This window comes from Aliiroseovarius subalbicans (assembly GCF_022678625.1).
In the GTDB taxonomy this organism is placed as follows: Bacteria; Pseudomonadota; Alphaproteobacteria; order Rhodobacterales; family Rhodobacteraceae; genus Aliiroseovarius_A; species Aliiroseovarius_A subalbicans.
Genome location: NZ_JALBYQ010000002.1, coordinates 217,285 through 234,311 on the forward strand (window position 1 = coordinate 217,285; position 17,027 = coordinate 234,311).

19 protein-coding genes are annotated in these 17,027 nt (G+C 62.0%); 9 read left to right on the forward strand and 10 right to left on the reverse strand.

The window, feature by feature from the left end; translation table 11 throughout:
• Window positions 1–64 precede the first annotated feature (64 nt).
• A complete protein-coding gene (map, locus tag MN188_RS08840) occupies window positions 65–874 on the reverse strand; it encodes a type I methionyl aminopeptidase (protein WP_242108086.1) in 810 nt (269 codons plus the stop codon).
• Between the two features lie 38 nt (window positions 875–912).
• Window positions 913–1,614, reverse strand: coding sequence for a DNA/RNA nuclease SfsA (gene sfsA, locus MN188_RS08845; protein WP_242108089.1), 702 nt, complete (start codon window positions 1,612–1,614; stop codon window positions 913–915).
• Between the two features lie 36 nt (window positions 1,615–1,650).
• Between sfsA and MN188_RS08850 the strand changes: the two genes are divergently transcribed.
• Genes MN188_RS08850 through MN188_RS08865 form a run of 4 tightly spaced genes read left to right on the forward strand, consistent with a single transcriptional unit; the run spans window position 1,651 to window position 4,596 of the window.
• Window positions 1,651–2,379, forward strand: a complete 729-nt coding sequence (locus MN188_RS08850) for a competence/damage-inducible protein A (RefSeq protein WP_242108091.1) — start codon at window positions 1,651–1,653, stop codon at window positions 2,377–2,379.
• The gene (locus MN188_RS08855) at window positions 2,376–3,110 is read left to right on the forward strand and encodes a GNAT family N-acetyltransferase (protein WP_242108099.1); all 735 of its coding nucleotides are present in this window, start codon (window positions 2,376–2,378) and stop codon (window positions 3,108–3,110) included. The genes MN188_RS08850 and MN188_RS08855 overlap by 4 nt, the downstream gene beginning before the upstream one ends.
• Window positions 3,110–3,679 (forward strand): peroxidase-related enzyme, encoded by a 570-nt coding sequence (locus MN188_RS08860; protein WP_242108101.1) that lies wholly within the window; start codon window positions 3,110–3,112, stop codon window positions 3,677–3,679. The genes MN188_RS08855 and MN188_RS08860 overlap by 1 nt, the downstream gene beginning before the upstream one ends.
• The gene (locus MN188_RS08865) at window positions 3,676–4,596 is read left to right on the forward strand and encodes an OmpA family protein (RefSeq protein WP_242108103.1); all 921 of its coding nucleotides are present in this window, start codon (window positions 3,676–3,678) and stop codon (window positions 4,594–4,596) included. The genes MN188_RS08860 and MN188_RS08865 overlap by 4 nt, the downstream gene beginning before the upstream one ends.
• Before the next feature lie 79 nt (window positions 4,597–4,675).
• On the opposite strand, the gene MN188_RS08870 is transcribed toward MN188_RS08865, so the two are convergent.
• The 8 genes from MN188_RS08870 to ilvD form a co-directional block, all read right to left on the reverse strand.
• Complete coding sequence (locus MN188_RS08870; protein ID WP_242108105.1) at window positions 4,676–5,581, reverse strand: LysR family transcriptional regulator; 906 nt, start codon at window positions 5,579–5,581, stop codon at window positions 4,676–4,678.
• 154 nt (window positions 5,582–5,735) lie between these two features.
• Window positions 5,736–6,647, reverse strand: a complete 912-nt coding sequence (locus MN188_RS08875; protein ID WP_242108107.1) for an AEC family transporter — start codon at window positions 6,645–6,647, stop codon at window positions 5,736–5,738.
• Window positions 6,648–6,685: 38 nt separating this feature from the next.
• Entirely contained in the window at window positions 6,686–7,126 is a 441-nt protein-coding gene (locus MN188_RS08880; protein ID WP_242108109.1) for a hypothetical protein, read from the reverse strand.
• Between the two features lie 15 nt (window positions 7,127–7,141).
• Window positions 7,142–9,169: an NADPH-dependent 2,4-dienoyl-CoA reductase gene (locus MN188_RS08885; RefSeq protein ID WP_242108111.1), complete on the reverse strand. Its 2,028-nt coding sequence runs from the start codon at window positions 9,167–9,169 to the stop codon at window positions 7,142–7,144.
• A 107-nt stretch (window positions 9,170–9,276) separates the two neighbouring features.
• Complete coding sequence (locus tag MN188_RS08890) at window positions 9,277–9,657, reverse strand: hypothetical protein (RefSeq protein ID WP_242108113.1); 381 nt, start codon at window positions 9,655–9,657, stop codon at window positions 9,277–9,279.
• A gap of 9 nt (window positions 9,658–9,666) precedes the next feature.
• Entirely contained in the window at window positions 9,667–10,440 is a 774-nt protein-coding gene (locus tag MN188_RS08895) for a DUF6478 family protein (protein ID WP_242108129.1), read from the reverse strand.
• Window positions 10,441–10,495: 55 nt separating this feature from the next.
• Window positions 10,496–11,209, reverse strand: coding sequence for a hypothetical protein (locus MN188_RS08900; RefSeq protein WP_242108132.1), 714 nt, complete (start codon window positions 11,207–11,209; stop codon window positions 10,496–10,498).
• Window positions 11,190–12,917, reverse strand: coding sequence for a dihydroxy-acid dehydratase (gene ilvD, locus MN188_RS08905; RefSeq protein ID WP_242108134.1), 1,728 nt, complete (start codon window positions 12,915–12,917; stop codon window positions 11,190–11,192). Before ilvD ends, MN188_RS08900 begins: the two co-directional genes overlap by 20 nt.
• A gap of 143 nt (window positions 12,918–13,060) precedes the next feature.
• Between ilvD and MN188_RS17705 the strand changes: the two genes are divergently transcribed.
• The 5 genes from MN188_RS17705 to MN188_RS08930 all read left to right on the forward strand — a co-directional run bounded on the left by MN188_RS17705 (window position 13,061) and on the right by MN188_RS08930 (window position 17,003).
• Complete coding sequence (locus MN188_RS17705; RefSeq protein ID WP_242108136.1) at window positions 13,061–13,978, forward strand: CPBP family intramembrane glutamic endopeptidase; 918 nt, start codon at window positions 13,061–13,063, stop codon at window positions 13,976–13,978.
• Window positions 13,979–14,010: 32 nt separating this feature from the next.
• Window positions 14,011–14,964, forward strand: coding sequence for an acetyl-CoA carboxylase, carboxyltransferase subunit beta (accD, locus tag MN188_RS08915; protein WP_242108138.1), 954 nt, complete (start codon window positions 14,011–14,013; stop codon window positions 14,962–14,964).
• Window positions 14,961–16,235, forward strand: a complete 1,275-nt coding sequence (locus tag MN188_RS08920; protein ID WP_242108139.1) for a bifunctional folylpolyglutamate synthase/dihydrofolate synthase — start codon at window positions 14,961–14,963, stop codon at window positions 16,233–16,235. The genes accD and MN188_RS08920 overlap by 4 nt, the downstream gene beginning before the upstream one ends.
• 330 nt (window positions 16,236–16,565) lie before the next feature.
• A complete protein-coding gene (locus MN188_RS08925) occupies window positions 16,566–16,721 on the forward strand; it encodes a hypothetical protein (protein WP_242108141.1) in 156 nt (51 codons plus the stop codon).
• Between the two features lie 63 nt (window positions 16,722–16,784).
• Window positions 16,785–17,003, forward strand: coding sequence for a hypothetical protein (locus tag MN188_RS08930; protein WP_242108144.1), 219 nt, complete (start codon window positions 16,785–16,787; stop codon window positions 17,001–17,003).
• Window positions 17,004–17,027: the final 24 nt, after the last annotated feature.

Sequence of the window (17,027 nt, forward strand, 5' to 3'; positions counted from 1 at the left end):
AAATGTGAAATCAACCTTATTTACAGGGCGCTAGCCTGTAAATATGCTTGCAAAACCGCAGCCTTCACCCCCAAGTCGGGTGAAACTTTCCAGCCGGAGACAACGTAAATATATCGAAGCCGTCAGAAGTTACGCCGATTGAGTGTTCAAATTGTGCAGATAGCGACTTGTCGCGCGTCACAGCGGTCCAGTCGTCCGACAGCACTTTCGTTTCAGGCCGGCCCAGGTTCACCATCGGTTCAATGGTAAAGAACATGCCTTCCTCCAGCACAGGCCCGCTGCCCGCGCGACCATAGTGCAGCACGTTGGGCGGGGCGTGGAACACGCGGCCCAGGCCGTGGCCACAGAAATCGCGCACCACGGACATGCGATGCGCTTCCACGTAAGCCTGAATGGCGTGGCCGATGTCACCGAAGGTGTTGCCGGGTTTCACCGCCTCGATCCCCTTCATCAGGGCGTCGTGGGTAACCTGGATCAGCCGCTCGGCCTTGCGCGACAGCTTGCCCGCGACATACATGCGTGACGTGTCGCCATACCAGCCGTCGACGATCACGGTGACATCGACGTTCAGGATATCGCCATCCTTCACCCGCTTGTCGCCCGGAATGCCGTGGCAGACCACGTGGTTCAGCGAAATGCAGCTGGCGTGTTTATAGCCCTTGTAGCCGATCGTCGCGGACACCGCGTGCGCCTCGTCCACCATCGCCTCGATCGCCGCGTCCAGTTCACCGGTGCTGACGCCGGGCACCACCAGGGGCGCGATGCGGTCCAGGATGTCGGCGGCCAAGGCGCCAGCCTTGTGCATGCCGGCGAAATCGCCCGGTTGATAGATCCGAATGCCGTCTTTGGTGGTGCGTCCGCGGGTGTCGTCCAAGGGTCTGATCCTTATTCCTTTGGCCCTATTTAGGGCAGTCAGGCGTTTGATGCCAGAGGCGAACCCAAGGTGACGCCATCGGGTGTGATCCGCGTGTCATAGACAAGCGCCCGGACCCCCGCCGCGCGGGCCGCGTCGAAGGCCGCTGCATAGGTCGGGTCCAGGTCCCGGGCCAGATCGAAACCGCTGCAATCCGTGCGCTGCACCAAAAAGAACACAACGGCGCGGTGGCCTTGTCGGGTCATCTCGGCCAACTCGGCCATGTGCTTGGCCCCGCGCGCGGTGACGCTGTCGGGGAATTCGGCCAGACCGGACTTGCGCGACAAGGTGACCGATTTCACCTCGACATAGGTGTCCGGCCCCGCCCCGCTCATCAAGAAATCAACGCGGGAGTTCGTGCCGTATTTCACCTCGGCCCGCACGTTGGGGTGATCGGCCAATTCAGGCACCTCATGCGCCTCGAAGGCCGCGCGCAGCATGCGGTTGGGCAGGCTGGTGTCGACCCCGGTGAAATGTCCGTTTTCATGGTCCACCAATCGCCAGCCGTATTTCAGCTTCTTCTTGGGGTCGTCGTTGGGCTCGACCCAGATCTTCAGCCCCTCGTCCTTCAGCCCCATCATTGAGCCGGGATTGGCGCAATGGGCGGTGACCTCGCGCCCGTCCTCAAGCCGGATATCGGCCAGAAAGCGTTTGTAGCGGCGGATCAGTCGGGCGGGGACAAGAGGGGTGGGAAATCGCATGGGGTGAGCCTATACCGGGAAGGAAAGGAACGCACCATGCCCAACCCCACTGCTGCCATGTTGGTGATTGGAGACGAAATCCTGTCCGGCCGCACCCGCGATGCGAACATGCATTACCTGGCGGGCGAGTTGGCGGCGCATGGCATTGACCTGAAAGAAGTGCGCGTGGTGTCGGATGACGCCCCGGCCATCGTGACCGCCGTGCGCGCGCTGTCCGAGGGGGTCGATCATGTCTTTACCTCGGGCGGGATCGGGCCAACCCATGACGACATCACTGCCGATTGCATGGCCGAAGCCTTTGGCGACCGGATCGACGTGCGCGCAGATGCCGCCAGGCTGCTGGGCGACCATTATGCGGCCAGCGGGCGTGACTTCAACGCCGCGCGCAAGCGCATGGCACGCATTCCCGACAGCGCGACCCTGATCGACAACCCGGTGTCGATCGCGCCCGGCTTTACCATTCGCAACGTGCATGTGATGGCCGGGGTGCCGTCGGTGTTCAAGGCGATGGTTGCCAGCGTTCTGCCGACCCTGACCGGGGGGGCACCATTGCTGTCGCAAAGCCTGCGCGTAAACCGGGGCGAAGGCGACGTTGCCGGCCCGCTTGCCGCCCTGGCCGCCGATTTTCCCGATCTGTCGATCGGATCCTATCCGTTCCAACACAACGGGGCTTACGGCGCCGATATCATCATTCGTGGTCCCGACGGGGCGCGGGTGGATGGCGCCATTCTGGCCCTGTCCCAAGTCTTTCCGGAGGACACATGACCGCACCGCTTCCTTCCGCCGAAAAACTCCTTGAGGTCTGTGAGGTCACCTGGCCCCCCGCCAAAGCCGAGACCCGGGGCGCCTGGACCTTTCGCGATGGCGCCGGGGGTGGAAAGCGCGTGTCGGCTGCGACCGAAAATTGGCCGACGACCGAAGTGGACCTGAAAACCGCCGAGGTAACCCTGCGCGTCAGGGGCCAACCGTTGTTGTTTCAGGTGCGCGAGGGCGAAGAGGCGTTGGACCACCTGCTTGAGGCGCACGGGTACAATGTGATCGACCCGGTGAACATCTGGGCCGTCCACGTGGCGGACCTGTTACACGAAGAACCACCCAAGGTCTCAGGCTTTGCGATTTGGCCGCCTCTGAACATCATGACCGAACTTTGGGAGGCTGGCGGCATCACCGCAGGGCGCCGCGCGGTGATGGACCGTGCACCGATGCCGAAATCCGGCCTGCTGGCGCGCAGCGATGACAGCCCGGCGGGGGCTGGGTTCATCGGCATTCATGACGGTATTGCCATGATACACGCCATCCACGTGGACCCGAACCTGCGCCGCAAGGGATCGGCCCGCAACATGCTGCTGCACGCCGCCCGCTGGGCGCACGACAACGGCGCAAATGTGCTGAGCCTGATCGTGACCCAGGGCAACCATGCCGCCAATCCGCTTTATGCCAACCTTGGCATGCAGCTGGTCGGCCATTACCACTACCGCATCAAAGGGGAAGTTTGATGAGCGACAAGACCGTAACCGCATTGGACCTGCCGATGCAGGACCCTCTGCCCGAGGATATCCAGAAGTATTTCGACATTTGTGACGAGAAGCTGGGCATCGTCCCCAATGTGCTTCAGGCCTATGCCTTCGACATGGAAAAATTGCGCCCGTTCATGGCGATGTACAACGACCTGATGCTGGGGGACAGTGGCTTGTCCAAGCTGGAGCGCGAGATGATCGCGGTGGTCGTCAGTTCGCTAAACCGTTGCTGGTATTGCCAAGTTGCCCACGGCGCGGCCGTACGCCAGTTGTCGGGCAAGCCCGAGCTGGGCGAAGCCATGGTGATGAACTGGCGCATGGCCGATCTGGATGCGCGCCAACACGCGATGCTGGCCTTTTCCGAACAGGTCAGCAAAGCCTCGTCCGAGACCACCGAAGCCGACCGCCAGGCGCTGCGCGATGTGGGGTTCTCGGACCGCGACATCTGGGACATTGCCGCCGTCGTTGGGTTCTTCAACATGTCGAACCGCATGGCCTCGGCCTCCGCGATGCAGCCCAACGCAGAATACCACGCCCAACACAGATGATCCGCCGCCTACTGATATCTGCCCTGCTGACCTTGCCGGGGACCGCGTTTTCGCTGGATTTGCCCGCAGGGGCCAGCATGACCGGAGAAACGGTCGTCGCACGCACGGAATATGCGTTGCCCACCGGCGCGTTCAAAGGCGGTGAGATGGCCCACAAGGCCCTGACCGGTGCGCTACGTGCTCAGGCTTGGCAGTTGTCCGGCACCGCGCTGACCACGTTTCAACTGATAGACCTTCTGAAGGCGCAGTTGATCGATGAGGGGCATGAGATTCTGTTCACCTGTTCGCAAGACAGCTGTGGCGGGTTCGATTTCCGGTTTGCAACGCGGGTTTTGGGTGAGCCTGCCATGCATGTGGATCTGGGGAATTTCCGGTTTTTGTCGGCCAGCAAAGGCGATTCTCACCTGACGCTTTTGATCAGCCGAAGCCCCGGCGCGGCTTATATCGAGGTCGTTACCTTGGGCCCGGCCGATGACACCGCCCCGATGGAAACCGTGACCTCCTCCAAGGCGGTGGCGGTGACCAGCCCGCAGGCAGTCGGAAGCATCGGCGCACGGATGGAGACGACCGGCCACGCCCTGCTGGGGGACCTCGTGTTCCAGACCGGGTCGTCGGCATTGGGCGAGGCCGCGTTCGCCTCGCTGGCCGAACTGGCCGGCTATCTGGCCGCCAACCCCACAAAACGGGTGACGCTGGTCGGGCATACCGACGCGGTGGGAAGCCTTGCCAACAACGTCGCCCTGTCGAAGAAACGGGCCGGATCGGTGCGTCAGCGGCTGATCGACCGCCACGGCGTCGACCCCGCGCAGGTCGCGGCCGAAGGCGCGGGGTTCTTGGCCCCGATCGCGTCAAACCAGACTGATGAGGGCCGCGCAGAGAACCGACGGGTTGAGGTCATCCTGTCGACCACGCAATGACCACACAATGAAAAGGGGCGGTCGGATGCTGCCATCCAACCGCCCAAGGCGCACTTTGTAGAAAGTCAGGTCGTTCGTATTACCAGGAATCCGGGCCTTTTTCAGCGAATTCATGGACCAGGAAGTCGATGAAGGCGCGGACTTTGGGCTGGGTGAACCGGCCCGGCGGGTAAACCGCATAGATGCCTTGGGTGTCTTGCGGCAGATCGGAGATCGCGTCCTCAACCAGGCCCTGTTCCATCGCATCGGCATAGAGAAAGCTGGGCAGGTAAGCGATGCCTAGGCCCGCGACGGCGGCGTTCAGCAGGCTTTGCCCGTCATTCACGCTCAGCCACCCGGCGGTGCGCACCTGGCGCACTTCGCCCGAGGGGGCGGGGATCTTCCAGACATTGCCCGAGCTTTGGCTGGAATAATGCAGAAGCTTGTGTTCGTTCAGGTCGTCGATTCGCGTCGGGCGACCGTATTTCTGGAAATAGCTGGGCGAGGCCACCATGCGACGGGTCGTTTCCGTCAGCTTGCGGGCGCGCAGGGAACTGTCTTCCAGCTCACCCACCCGGATTGCCATGTCGAAGCCTTCGGAAATCAGCTCCACATAGCGGTTGTTGAGAACCATGTTCACCGTGATATCCGGGAATTCCGACAGGAACTCACCCAGGATCGGGCTCAGGTGATTGACGCCGAAATCCGTGGCAACGCTGATGCGCAACAGGCCCGAGGGCGCGCTTTGCATCGAGGTAACAAGGCTGTCAGCCTCACCTGCGTCATTCAGCACACGACGGGCGCGATCATAGTAAGCCAGACCAATTTCCGTCGGGCTGACCCGGCGGGTGGTGCGGTTTAGAAGGCGCGCGCCAAGGCGGGCCTCCAGCGAGGACACGTGCTTTGAAACTGCGGATTTGGAAATCCCCATTTTCTTGGCCGCATCCGTGAAGCCGCCCTGGTCTACGACCATGGCAAAGGCTTCCATTTCAGTCAAACGATCCATGTTTTATCTTTCTACAGTCTCGGCCCCTCAGGCACATTGTATCCCCTCAGAATGGGGCAAGACTGTGGAGCGAAGCCGACAATACCGGGGTAATTGGAGGATCGTTTTTGTGGCGGAAACACCGGAACGGTCTGTTTCCAGGCGCGTTTCGCCCTTAAAATGTAAGGGTTGCGACGGTGATCCACACCGGCAAGCTGAGCGCAGCAAGCAAAGTGGACTGGGCGATCAGTGTCGCCACCAATTCACGATTTGCACCGAATCCAGACGCCAGCACATGCGCTGCCGAGGCCGTTGGGAGCGCTGCGAACAGCACCAGGACCTGCGCCAACGGCCCTTCGACCCCCGTCAGCCAGCACGCGGCGAAAGTCAACGCGGGCAGGATCAGCAATCGAATAGCGTTCAATGCACCGCTGAACCGATCCAGCCGGGCCAGCGCGCCCCAGTTCATCGTCGCCCCGATCGACAACAGCGCCACCGGGATCGCCGCCTGCGATAGAAGGATGATGGGGGCCATGATCGGCGCGGGGATGATCAACCCGCTCAACCCCACAAGCACGCCAAGGACCGAGGCCAGAAGAAACGGGTTCAGCGCGACTTTGGTCAATGTTGAGCGCAACCCGATCGCCCCGCCGCGCGACAGGGCGGACACGGCCAGGATGTTGGCAAGCGGAATGGCCATGCCCACCGACACCGCCAAAAGCCCCACATCTGCGTTCGGCAAGGTGGCAATCGCCACGAAGGCCAGCGCCGTGTTGAACCGCCAAGCTGTCTGCCAGGCACCAGCGAAATCCAGAAACCTGTCCGGGCCCCAGCGACGGGTCAGCCACCCAAGGGCAAACCCCGCCGCCAACACGGCCCAGACCATGGGACCAATCCGCACCACATCCGCCACCGCGATGGGTCGTGACGACGCGGCCACGAAGATCAGCGCGGGAAACAGGATTTCAAAGTTGAGCTTGTCCAACCCCTGCCAGGCGTTGGCCGACAGCCGATTTCGGACCAGCCCACCCAGCCCAACCATCAGGAACGAGGGCACAAGCCCCAAGAGGATCGTAAAGAACACCATCCCCCCGCCCTAGCTGCGCGAGGGGCTTGGTGCAAGCGTCAGAGATAGCGGATCGGCTCCTCGAATGTGACATTCCAATAGGCCGCAAGCTTCCAGCCGTCAGCGCCACGAACCAACTCATAGAGGTAGTCCGCATCGTCAAAACCGTCACCATAGCGGTCTCTGGCATGTGACCGGACGCGTGCCGTTTCGCCGTCAATCACGGTCGAAGTGACCTCCTCGAGCGCTGGATCGTGCAACGCTTCAGACCCGATCGAAACCCCCTGATGCTGTGCACCAGACACGGTCAGACGCGCCAGCATCCGGTCGCACAGCGTGTAAAGCTCGGCGGCATCTGGCTTGTGATGCTCGCCAAATACGAAGTCGTTGAACTGCTTCCAATCCGCCCAAAAACGCTGCAGCACAGCTTCTGGCGCGTCAAAGACCGGCTGATCCGTGAACAGCTCAAGCGATCTGTCTGTAAAGGTTTGCCCGCTCATCTGGAAAAGACCCCGTTACAAGTTTGCCGCCAGCCGCGAGCCTTGGTTGATCGCGCGTTTGGCGTCCAGTTCCGAGGCCACATCCGCGCCGCCAATCACGTGCGGGGTGATCCCTTCGGCCTCAAGCGCGTCGGCCAGGCTGCGGTCGCTAACCTGCCCCGCGCACAGCACCACGGTGTCGCATGCGATCACGCGCGGATCTTCGCGGGTCTCACCCGTGGAGACATGCAAGCCTTCTGCGTCGATCTTTTCATAATTCACGCCGCCGACCATCTCGACGCCCTTCATCTTCAACGTCGCGCGGTGGATCCAGCCGGTGGTCTTGCCCAACCCCTTGCCCAGCGCCTGTGCCTTGCGCTGCAACAGCGTCACCTGGCGCGCGGGGGCTTCGGGTTTCGGGCCTTCGGGGGCCAGGCCGCCGCGGGCCGTGCCCGGATCGGTGACGCCCCATTCGGCCAGCCAGTCTTCAAGGTTCTCGGTCGGACTGTCGCCCGCCTGGGTCAGGAACTCGGCCACGTCAAAGCCGATGCCGCCCGCCCCGATGATCGCCACGCGGGCGCCGACGGGCGCCTTGTGGCGCAGCACATCGATATAGCTGACCACGTTCGGGCCGTCCTGACCGGGGATGCCGGGATCGCGCGGGGTGACGCCGGTGGCAATAATCACCTCGTCAAAGTCCTTCAGGTCATCCACCCCGGCCTCGGTGTTCAGTTTAACGGTCACGCCGGATTTGGCGATCATGGTGCGGTACCAATCGACCAGACCCCAGAACTCTTCCTTGCCGGGCACCTGTTTCGCCATGTTCAATTGCCCGCCGATTTCTGCGGTTCGATCAAACACGGTCACGTTGTGACCCCGGTCGGCAGCCACGATGGCCGTGGACAGACCCGCCGGGCCCGCGCCCACAATGGCGATGTTCTTGAAGGTGTCAGCGGGGTTATAGACCAGGTCGGTCTCATAACAGGCTTGCGGGTTCACCAGACAGGTCGAGATCTTGCCACCGAACGTGTGGTCCAGGCAGGCCTGGTTGCAGGCGATACAGGGCGCGATTTCGTTCGCGCGGCCTTCTTCCGCCTTCTCGACGAAATCCGGGTCGGCCAGGAACGGGCGCGCCATCGACACCATATCGGCAGCGCCACCCGCCAGAACGTCCTCACCCACCTCGGGCGTGTTGATGCGGTTTGAGGTGATGACCGGGATCGACACCTGCCCCATCAGTTTCTTCGTCACCCAGGTGAAAGCGGCGCGCGGCACGCTTGTGGCAATCGTCGGAATGCGCGCTTCGTGCCAGCCGATGCCGGTGTTGATGATGGTTGCGCCCGCCTTCTCGACCTCTTTCGCTAGCGTCACGACCTCGTCGAAGGTTGAGCCATTGGGCACCAGGTCGATCATCGACAGACGATAGATCACGATGAAGTCCGGGCCGACAGCCTCACGCACCGCTTTCATCACGGCGACCGGCAGGCGCATCCGGTTTTCATAGGATCCGCCCCAACCGTCTTCGCGCTTGTTGGTGTGGGTGACCAGGAACTGGTTCAGGAAATAGCCTTCCGAGCCCATCACCTCGACACCGTCATAACCGGCCTCTTTGGCGCGCGCGGCGGCGGTGGCGAAATCGGCGATCTGTTTCTGAATGCCCTCTTCGTCCAGCCCCTTGGCCGGGAAGGGCGAGATCGGCGATTTGGTGTCGCTGGCCGACACGCAATTGGGGCCATAGGCATAGCGACCTGCGTGCAGGATCTGCATCGCGATCTTGCCGCCTGCGGCGTGCACCCGGTCGGTGACACTTTTGTGGTTGGCGATATCTTCGTCGGAAAACAGCCCCGCCGCGCCGGGAAACACCCCGCCCTCTTCGTTCGGGGCCATACCCCCGGTGACGATCAGCGCAGCACCGCCCGCCGCCCGCGCCGCATAGAATTCGGCAACACGGTTCCAATCGCCGCGCTCTTCCAGCCCGGTGTGCATGGAGCCCATGAGGACGCGGTTTTTCAGCGTGGTAAAGCCCAGGTCGAGCGGGGCAAGCAGGTGCGGGTAATGTGTCATGCGGCGTTCTCCGAAAGGGTTTCGCAGATCGTGCGCCGGGACGCACCGCTTGTCACGCGAAACGCCGCGTAAGTCGGTGTGAGTTTAAGGGGGGCCGCGCGGCGCGCTTACATCGTTTCGAGGCAATGGCGCCGGAACGCCCGCTTCAACATGTCAAGTTCCGCGCGCAGAAGGTCGACTTCGGCGCGGATGTCGTCCTCCATCGGCTGGCCGGTGATGACCGAGAAACTCTCCAACCGCTCACCGCTGTCGCGGTCCGAGATGACAAAAGTCTGCACTCCGTCGGTCAACAGATCAACCGGGATCGGCACGCGCACGGTAAAGCGCCCTTCGGCGCTGGCATCTTCTGACACATCGACACCGTCCAACACCTGGGTCAGATGGGTGACTTCGATCTGCGGCTGAATCTGTTCGCCCGAAACCGTCAGGACACCTTCCCAGAAACCGGCCTGGATGCGTGTTTTTGTCAGGGTCAATTCGCTTGCCATGATCGCTCCTTACACCTCGGCCCGCGGGCGGCGGCTGAAATTCACGTCGCGCAGGATCACCTGGTTCATCTCCGGCCCTTCGAAGATCAGGTCGACCCAGGCACGCTCCACACGTTTTTCGTTCATCTTGGTATAGGCAAGGTCGAATTCGACCATCACCTCTTCCTCATGCAGCGGCAATTCGCGCACCAATTGTTCAGTGTTGGGGCCGTGCTGGATGTTGAGGCGGGCGAAGATTTCCAGCGGCTTTTCCATTTCGACCACTGCGTTCATCCGCACCAAGTGCCTGCGTTGCAGCCCCTGGACCGCCTCGGGTGGCAGGTCCACGACCAACGACAGGAACGAGCCGTCAAAGCGGAACACATCCATGCGCAGACCGAAGGGCGCAAGGTCGCTTTCGCGCGTGTTGCGCAGCTGGCGCACGGTCAGCTCGGAGATGCGGCAATCGTGAAACAGCGTCACCTCATCCCCGAACATCGCCTTGCTGTCAGCCGCGGCCGTGCCGGGCGGCGTGATCGGTCCGCGCCACAACTGCGGGCGATAAGCCCAATCGGAATGAAGTGGCTTCTGAAAGGTGTTCGACCCGATCAGCGGCAAGGTCAGGCGACCGTCGGCCACGAACAAAAGCCGGTCCAACTGTCGGCGCAACGCCCGGGCACGTCCGCGCAACACTCGCAGCGCAGCCAAGTTGTATTGACCAGCACGATCGGCAAACAGACCCCACCGGCGCATCGCCCGCTTGTGCAGGATGCGGTCCAGAATGCCGTTTACGCCTTTTGCCATGCTCTGCTCGGATATCGGGGAATCATTGTTTCCAGTATTAGAACAAATCGTTTATCTAGAGCAAACGATTGACAATATTTCTCAAACTTACCGTGGGGATATTCCCCGTTTCATTCGCTGTTCGGATCCGTTCCACCAGAGCCTTTACAGTGCCAAGCCCGGCCCGACCGTTGCTGGCGCGCCCGGAGAACCCGTTGGCGGTGACAGTGACAAGGTGGCCCTTCACCTCGAATAAAGCGCGCCAATAGGTGTCGTCGACGGCCCCCAACCCATTGGGCGCCGCGTCAGTGACATGCAGAAACAAAGCGTCATCACCACGCGTGACGTCGTGCAAGGTTACGCTGTCCGCATCCTGCGCCCGGCTCAGGGCGCGATGCCCCGCTTGCGAGGCAAAGAAGGTTTCCAACCGTTCCAACCCGGCCGTATCCGCAGCACCTTGCCCCGGCGCGACCGACACGGTCAGGACCATCGGCTGGGCAGGGCGCGGGTCCTCGGGATTTCCAGAAATCGCGCGGCATGATCCCAGCAGCACGAATGCGCCGGTCGCGGTCTCTCGGCTGGCACCCTTGTCGACGCAGTAGCCGTCCGGCCCGGTGATGGCGACCTGCCGGTCCGCGACACGGATGGATTGTGGCGCACGCTGCTTGGGCTGGTCCCCATCCGCATTGCCACCAATCTCCAGGCACCCAGTCAATGCAAGCGCGGCGGCCACAAGGGCCGCCGCACTGCATAGTTTCGCAGAGACCGTTTTACAGGTCCATATAGACATGGCGTTCCACCTTCGCGCCCGGGTGGGTCACGGCGCCCAGACGGGTCGATCCGACCAGCTGCGCGTATTTCCAAAGCCCGCCGGAGGAGTAGATCGTCTCACGCGGGCCTTTCCAATCGGCCTTGCGGGCTTCCAGCTCCTCATCGGTCAGATCGACCGAAATCTCGCCCTTGATGGCGTCGATGGTGATCACGTCGCCATCCTTGAGCATCGCGATCGGACCACCGTGGGCCGCTTCGGGTCCAACGTGACCGACACAGAACCCGCGCGTGGCGCCGGAAAAACGCCCGTCGGTGATCAGGGCAACCTTCTTGCCCATGCCCTGACCGGACAGGGCGGCGGTGGTTGCCAGCATCTCACGCATACCCGGCCCACCGGCGGGGCCTTCGTTGCGGATGACCAGGACCTCGCCCTCTTCGTATTCACGTTTCTGCACAGCGGCAAAGGCGTCCTCTTCGCATTCGAAGATACGTGCGGGCCCCGAGAAAACTTGCTGTTCTTCGCTCATACCCGCAACCTTCACAATCGCGCCTTCCGGGGCGATGTTGCCCTTCAGGCCGACAACACCACCGGTCTTGGTGATCGGGGTTTCGATCGGATAGATCACCTGGCCGTCGGCTTCGCGGGTGATCAGGTCCAGCTCTTCACCGATGGAATTGCCGGACGCGGTCATGCAGTCTTCGTGCATCAGGCCTGCCTTGCGCAGTTCCTTCATCACAACCGGCACACCGCCGGCTTCATAAAGGTCCTTTGCCACGTATTGCCCACCCGGCTTCAGGTCGACGAAATAGGGCGTGTCGCGGAAGATCGCGCAGACATCGTCCAGGTCAAAGTCGATCCCGGCCTCGTGCGCAATCGCGGGAAGGTGCAGACCGGCGTTGGTCGACCCGCCAGTGCAGGCCACCACGCGGGCGGCGTTTTCCAGGCTTTCGCGGGTGACGATGTCACGGGCGCGGATGTTCTTTTCGATCAGGTTCATGACCGCACGCCCGGACGCCTCGCCATACTGGTCGCGGCTTTCATACGGCGCGGGCATGCCCGACGAGTTGATCAGCGCAAGGCCGATCGCTTCGGACACACAGGCCATCGTGTTGGCGGTGAACTGACCACCGCAGGACCCGGACGAGGGGCAAGCAACGCGCTCCATGACGTCCAGCTCGGCCTCGGACAGGTTGCCTGCCTGGTTTTCACCAACAGCTTCAAACAGGTCCTGCACCGTCAGGTCACGGCCCTGATACCGACCCGGAAGGATCGAACCGCCATAGATGAATACCGACGGCGTGTTCAGGCGCACCATGACCATCATCATGCCCGGCAGAGACTTGTCGCAACCCGCAAGGCCGACGATGGCGTCATAGCAGTGACCGCGCATGGTCAGTTCCACGCTGTCGGCAATCGCTTCGCGCGAAGCGAGCGACGACCGCATGCCTTCGTGACCCATTGCGATCCCGTCGGTCACGGTGATGGTGGTGAATTCGCGCGGGGTGCCCATGGCCGCCTTCACGCCCATCTTCACCGCTTGCGCCTGTCGGCTCAGCGCGATGTTGCAGGGCGCGGCTTCGTTCCAGCAGGTGGCGACGCCGACCAGGGGCTGGTGGATTTCTTCCTCGCTCAGCCCCATTGCGTAAAGATAGGACCTGTGCGGTGCGCGGGCCGGACCTTCGGTCACGTAACGGCTGGGCAGGTTGGATTTGAAGTTGTTCGCCATCTTGGCCTCCCGGAAAATCTGTTCGCAATGGGCATAAAGGACAGGGCAAGCCCCGGCAAGCAAGGTTTCATGCGGCAAAGGGACTTGCGGGATGCGCCGCACAGCCTAAGCTGCGGGCCTGTAAACGCGCTCAGGAGTATCCCGTGACCCAGCCTTTGTTCTGGCAACCTGCGCAAGGAAGCGCCCAAATTTGGCGCACCCTTCTGGGGCTTGTGCTGATTGCCATCATTTTCGCCGCCGTGGCCTTTGCCATTTTCCTGGGCGGCGCGGTTTTGATGAACGAAGACCCTGCGCGGCTTTTGGACGGCGACACGCCGGGTGCGGCCAGCCTGTTCTTTGCCCCGTTTCTGGGCTTTCATGTGGCCCTTCTGATCGTGCTGCCACTGCTGCACAAGCGCCGCTATGCGTCCTTGTTCGGGCCTGGCAGCCGTTTGAACCTGCGCCATTTCCGATATGCGCTTCTCGTCACCGCCGGAATGGCCCTGGTCTATGCCCTGTCGATGGTGGTTGAGCAGCGCGTGCTGCCAGACGACCTGCGCCCCGACATCGTTCTGATCACGCCGCCGGGCCGCTGGCTGACCCTGCTTGTCCCGATCATGGTGCTGATCTTCATCCAGACCCTGGCGGAAGAGTTGGTCTTTCGCGGTTATCTTCTTCAACAATTGCGCGCGCGGTTCCGGTCGATCTGGATCTGGGCCGTGCTGCCCTCGTTTTTGTTCGGCGCGCTGCATTTCGACCCGCTGACTTATGGCGTGAACGCGTATTTCTATGTGCTGAACACCACCGTCGCGGGCGTGCTGGCCTGCCTGATCACGATCCGCACCGGTAACCTTGGCGCGGCTGCGGGGCTGCATTTTGCGAACAACATGCTGGTGATGATCATGGGCGTGGCTGGCGAGCTTGGAGGCTTCACGCTTCTGGCCATGACGGTCAACCCGATGTCGGGCTATATGACCTGGTCGATTTTGTCCCAGACCGGGTTGAGCCTTGTGATCTTCGCCCTTTGGTGGCGTTGGATGAACCGGCAGCATGCGATTGCAAATGCGCCCGGAGGGGACTAACTAATGCCTCAACGTCAACAAGGACATCGGCGATGAACTGGATTTCCAACTACGTCCGCCCCCGGATCAACTCGCTTTTCTCGCGCCGTGAGGTGCCCGAGAACCTCTGGACCAAGTGTCCTGAGTGCGGAACGATGCTGTTTCACCGCGAATTTGCCGACAACCTGCATGTCTGCACCAATTGCGATCATCACATGGGGATCATCCCGCGTGACCGGTTCGCCGCGCTATTTGACGGCGGCATCTTTGCCGAGGTCGACGTGCCGATGCCAACCCACGATCCGCTGCACTTCAAGGATCAGAAGAAGTATCCTGATCGCATGAAAGCGGCCCAGAAAGGCACTGGCGAACGTGAGGCCATGCTGGTCGCCGAGGGCGAGATCGGGCGCACGCCCATCATCGCTGCCGCGCAGGATTTCAGCTTCATGGCCGGGTCGATGGGCATGTATGTCGGCAACGCGATTATCGCCGCCGCCGAACGCGCCGTGGCGACCAAGCGCCCGTTGGTGCTGTTTTCCGCCGCTGGCGGGGCGCGAATGCAGGAAGGAATCCTGTCACTGATGCAGATGCCGCGCACGACCGTTGCGGTGCAGATGCTGAAAGAGGCCGGGCTGCCCTATGTCGTCGTTCTGACGCATCCGACCACCGGTGGGGTCACAGCCTCCTATGCCATGCTGGGCGATGTGCATATCGCCGAACCCAATGCTCTGATCTGTTTTGCCGGGCCGCGTGTGATCGAACAGACGATCCGCGAAAAGCTGCCCGAAGGGTTCCAGCGCGCCGAATACCTGCTGGATCACGGCATGCTGGACCGTGTCACACACCGGCGCGACATGAAAAGTGAGCTGGTGACGATCCTGCGGATGCTGACTGGGCAAACCCCGGCGGTTGCGGGCGACTTGCCTAAACCCGAGGACGTGCCAGCCGCACCGGACGCCGTGGCCGAGGCCGCGACGGGCGCTGCAGAACAGGTCGACGAGGCGTGAGCGCCACAGGCTCGGACCTCATCCTCGAGCGGATGATGGCGCTGCATCCCAAGATTATCGACCTGACACTTGACCGTGTCTGGCGTCTGTTGGCTGCCCTGGACCATCCCGAACGCCGCCTGCCGCCGGTGATCCACCTGGCCGGAACCAATGGCAAGGGATCGACCCAAGCATTCCTGCGCGCGGGGCTGGAGGCTGCGGGCAATCGCGTGCATTCCTATACCTCGCCCCACCTGGCCCGGTTCCATGAGCGTATCCGGCTGGCAGGCACATTGATCTCCGAACCTGATCTGAGCGCAGTTCTGGACCGCTGCTATGCGGCCAACGACGGTGAGACCATCACCTATTTCGAAATCACCACCGTCGCCGCCCTTCTCTCCTTCGCCGAAACGCCGGCCGAGTTCACCCTGCTCGAAACCGGCCTGGGGGGCCGGTTGGATGCGACCAACGTGGTCGACCAGCCGGCGATGACCGTGATCACCCCGATTTCAATCGACCACACCCAGTTTCTGGGCGACACGCTGGCGAAGATCGCAGGCGAAAAGGCGGGCATCCTGAAACGTGGCGTGCCCTGCGTGGTCGGACCGCAACCCGACGAAGCGCTTGAGGTGATCGAAGCGCGCGCCGCCCGTTTGGGCGCACCCCTGCTGGTTCACGGCCAGCACTGGCATTTCTACCGCGAACGCGGGCGCTTGATCGTGCAGGACGAACACGGTCTGGTCGACCTGCCGCCGCCCGCCCTGATCGGTCCGCACCAACTGGAAAACGCCGCCGCCGCCGTGGTCACCCTGCGCGCCTTGGGGATCGACAACGACGCCTGCGAGTCGGCGATGCAAAACGTCAGCTGGCCCGCCCGGATGCAACGCCTGACAACCGGCCCGCTTGTCGATGCGGCAGGCGATTCCGAGCTTTGGTTGGACGGCGGGCACAACCCTGCGGCGGGTGAAATGCTGGCAGTTGTTCTGGCCAACCTGCCGCTCCGCCCGACACACCTTATCTGCGGCATGCTGAACACCAAGGACGTGACCGGATACTTGCGCCCCCTTGCAGCTGTTGCCGACAGCCTGATTGCCGTATCGATCCCCGGCGAGCCCAACACCTTGCCAGCCGAAGACACAGCAGAGGCCGCACACGAGGTCCGGCTGGGCGCCACGACCGCCCAAACGGTTGCGGGGGCCATTCATCGCATCACAGCCGACCACCCCGGCGCCCGCATACTGATCTGCGGTTCGCTGTACTTGGCCGGAGATGTTCTGAAAGAGAACAGCTAAAAGAGGCTTTGCGCCCTGAAAATGAGATCCGGCTGATTTCCGCGAACTGGAATTGAAATCCGTCGCCGGTTGGGTGATCACGAAAATTATTTTTTGCCTGCCGCGCTGGTGGGTCACGGTTTTGCGACTCAACCCATGGAAACGACTCACTTTTCTCACCCCACCCGATTCGGCCTATGGCGCAGGCCAAAATGTTGACGAAATCAAGTTCCTTCTACAATATATGGGGGTAATTCACGGGCAACTTACCGCCCAAATGAACGGCTTTTGACAACCTGTCGAGCAGACAGGGAACAGGGGGATACGCATGTTTTAGCGCTCTGCGGCGCCTTGAAGCTGCTTGTGACGACAAAGGTGCAAGCTGCGGCGCATGAGGTCGGTATTACTCCCAATGCCACTTCGCTTTCGATCACCATCAACGGAGAAGTGATTCAGATCGAACGCATTCAGGACATCAGCGAAAAGCTTGCGTCCGAGTTCACCTAAGCATCGCGCCCCTGCCCACCCTTTTGCATCCACCCGATCGCAGCGACGCCGGGTGTGGCATAGGTGGGCGAAATTGAAGACATCTCGTTTCTGGAAAACGAGGTGGTAGACGGCCAGGGACCGCCATTCGACAGCCAAGTCCCGGCCCTGCGCGCCAAAGTGTCATTCAATCGTGCTTTTCTGGATGCTGGAAAACACGAACTCAACCGGGACAGGATATTAAGAGCCCATGGCGCGACGCAAAACGGTTGCAGCCGGGATTTCGCACTGCCAAGCCGCTGACCTTGTTCCACAACGATCCGTGGT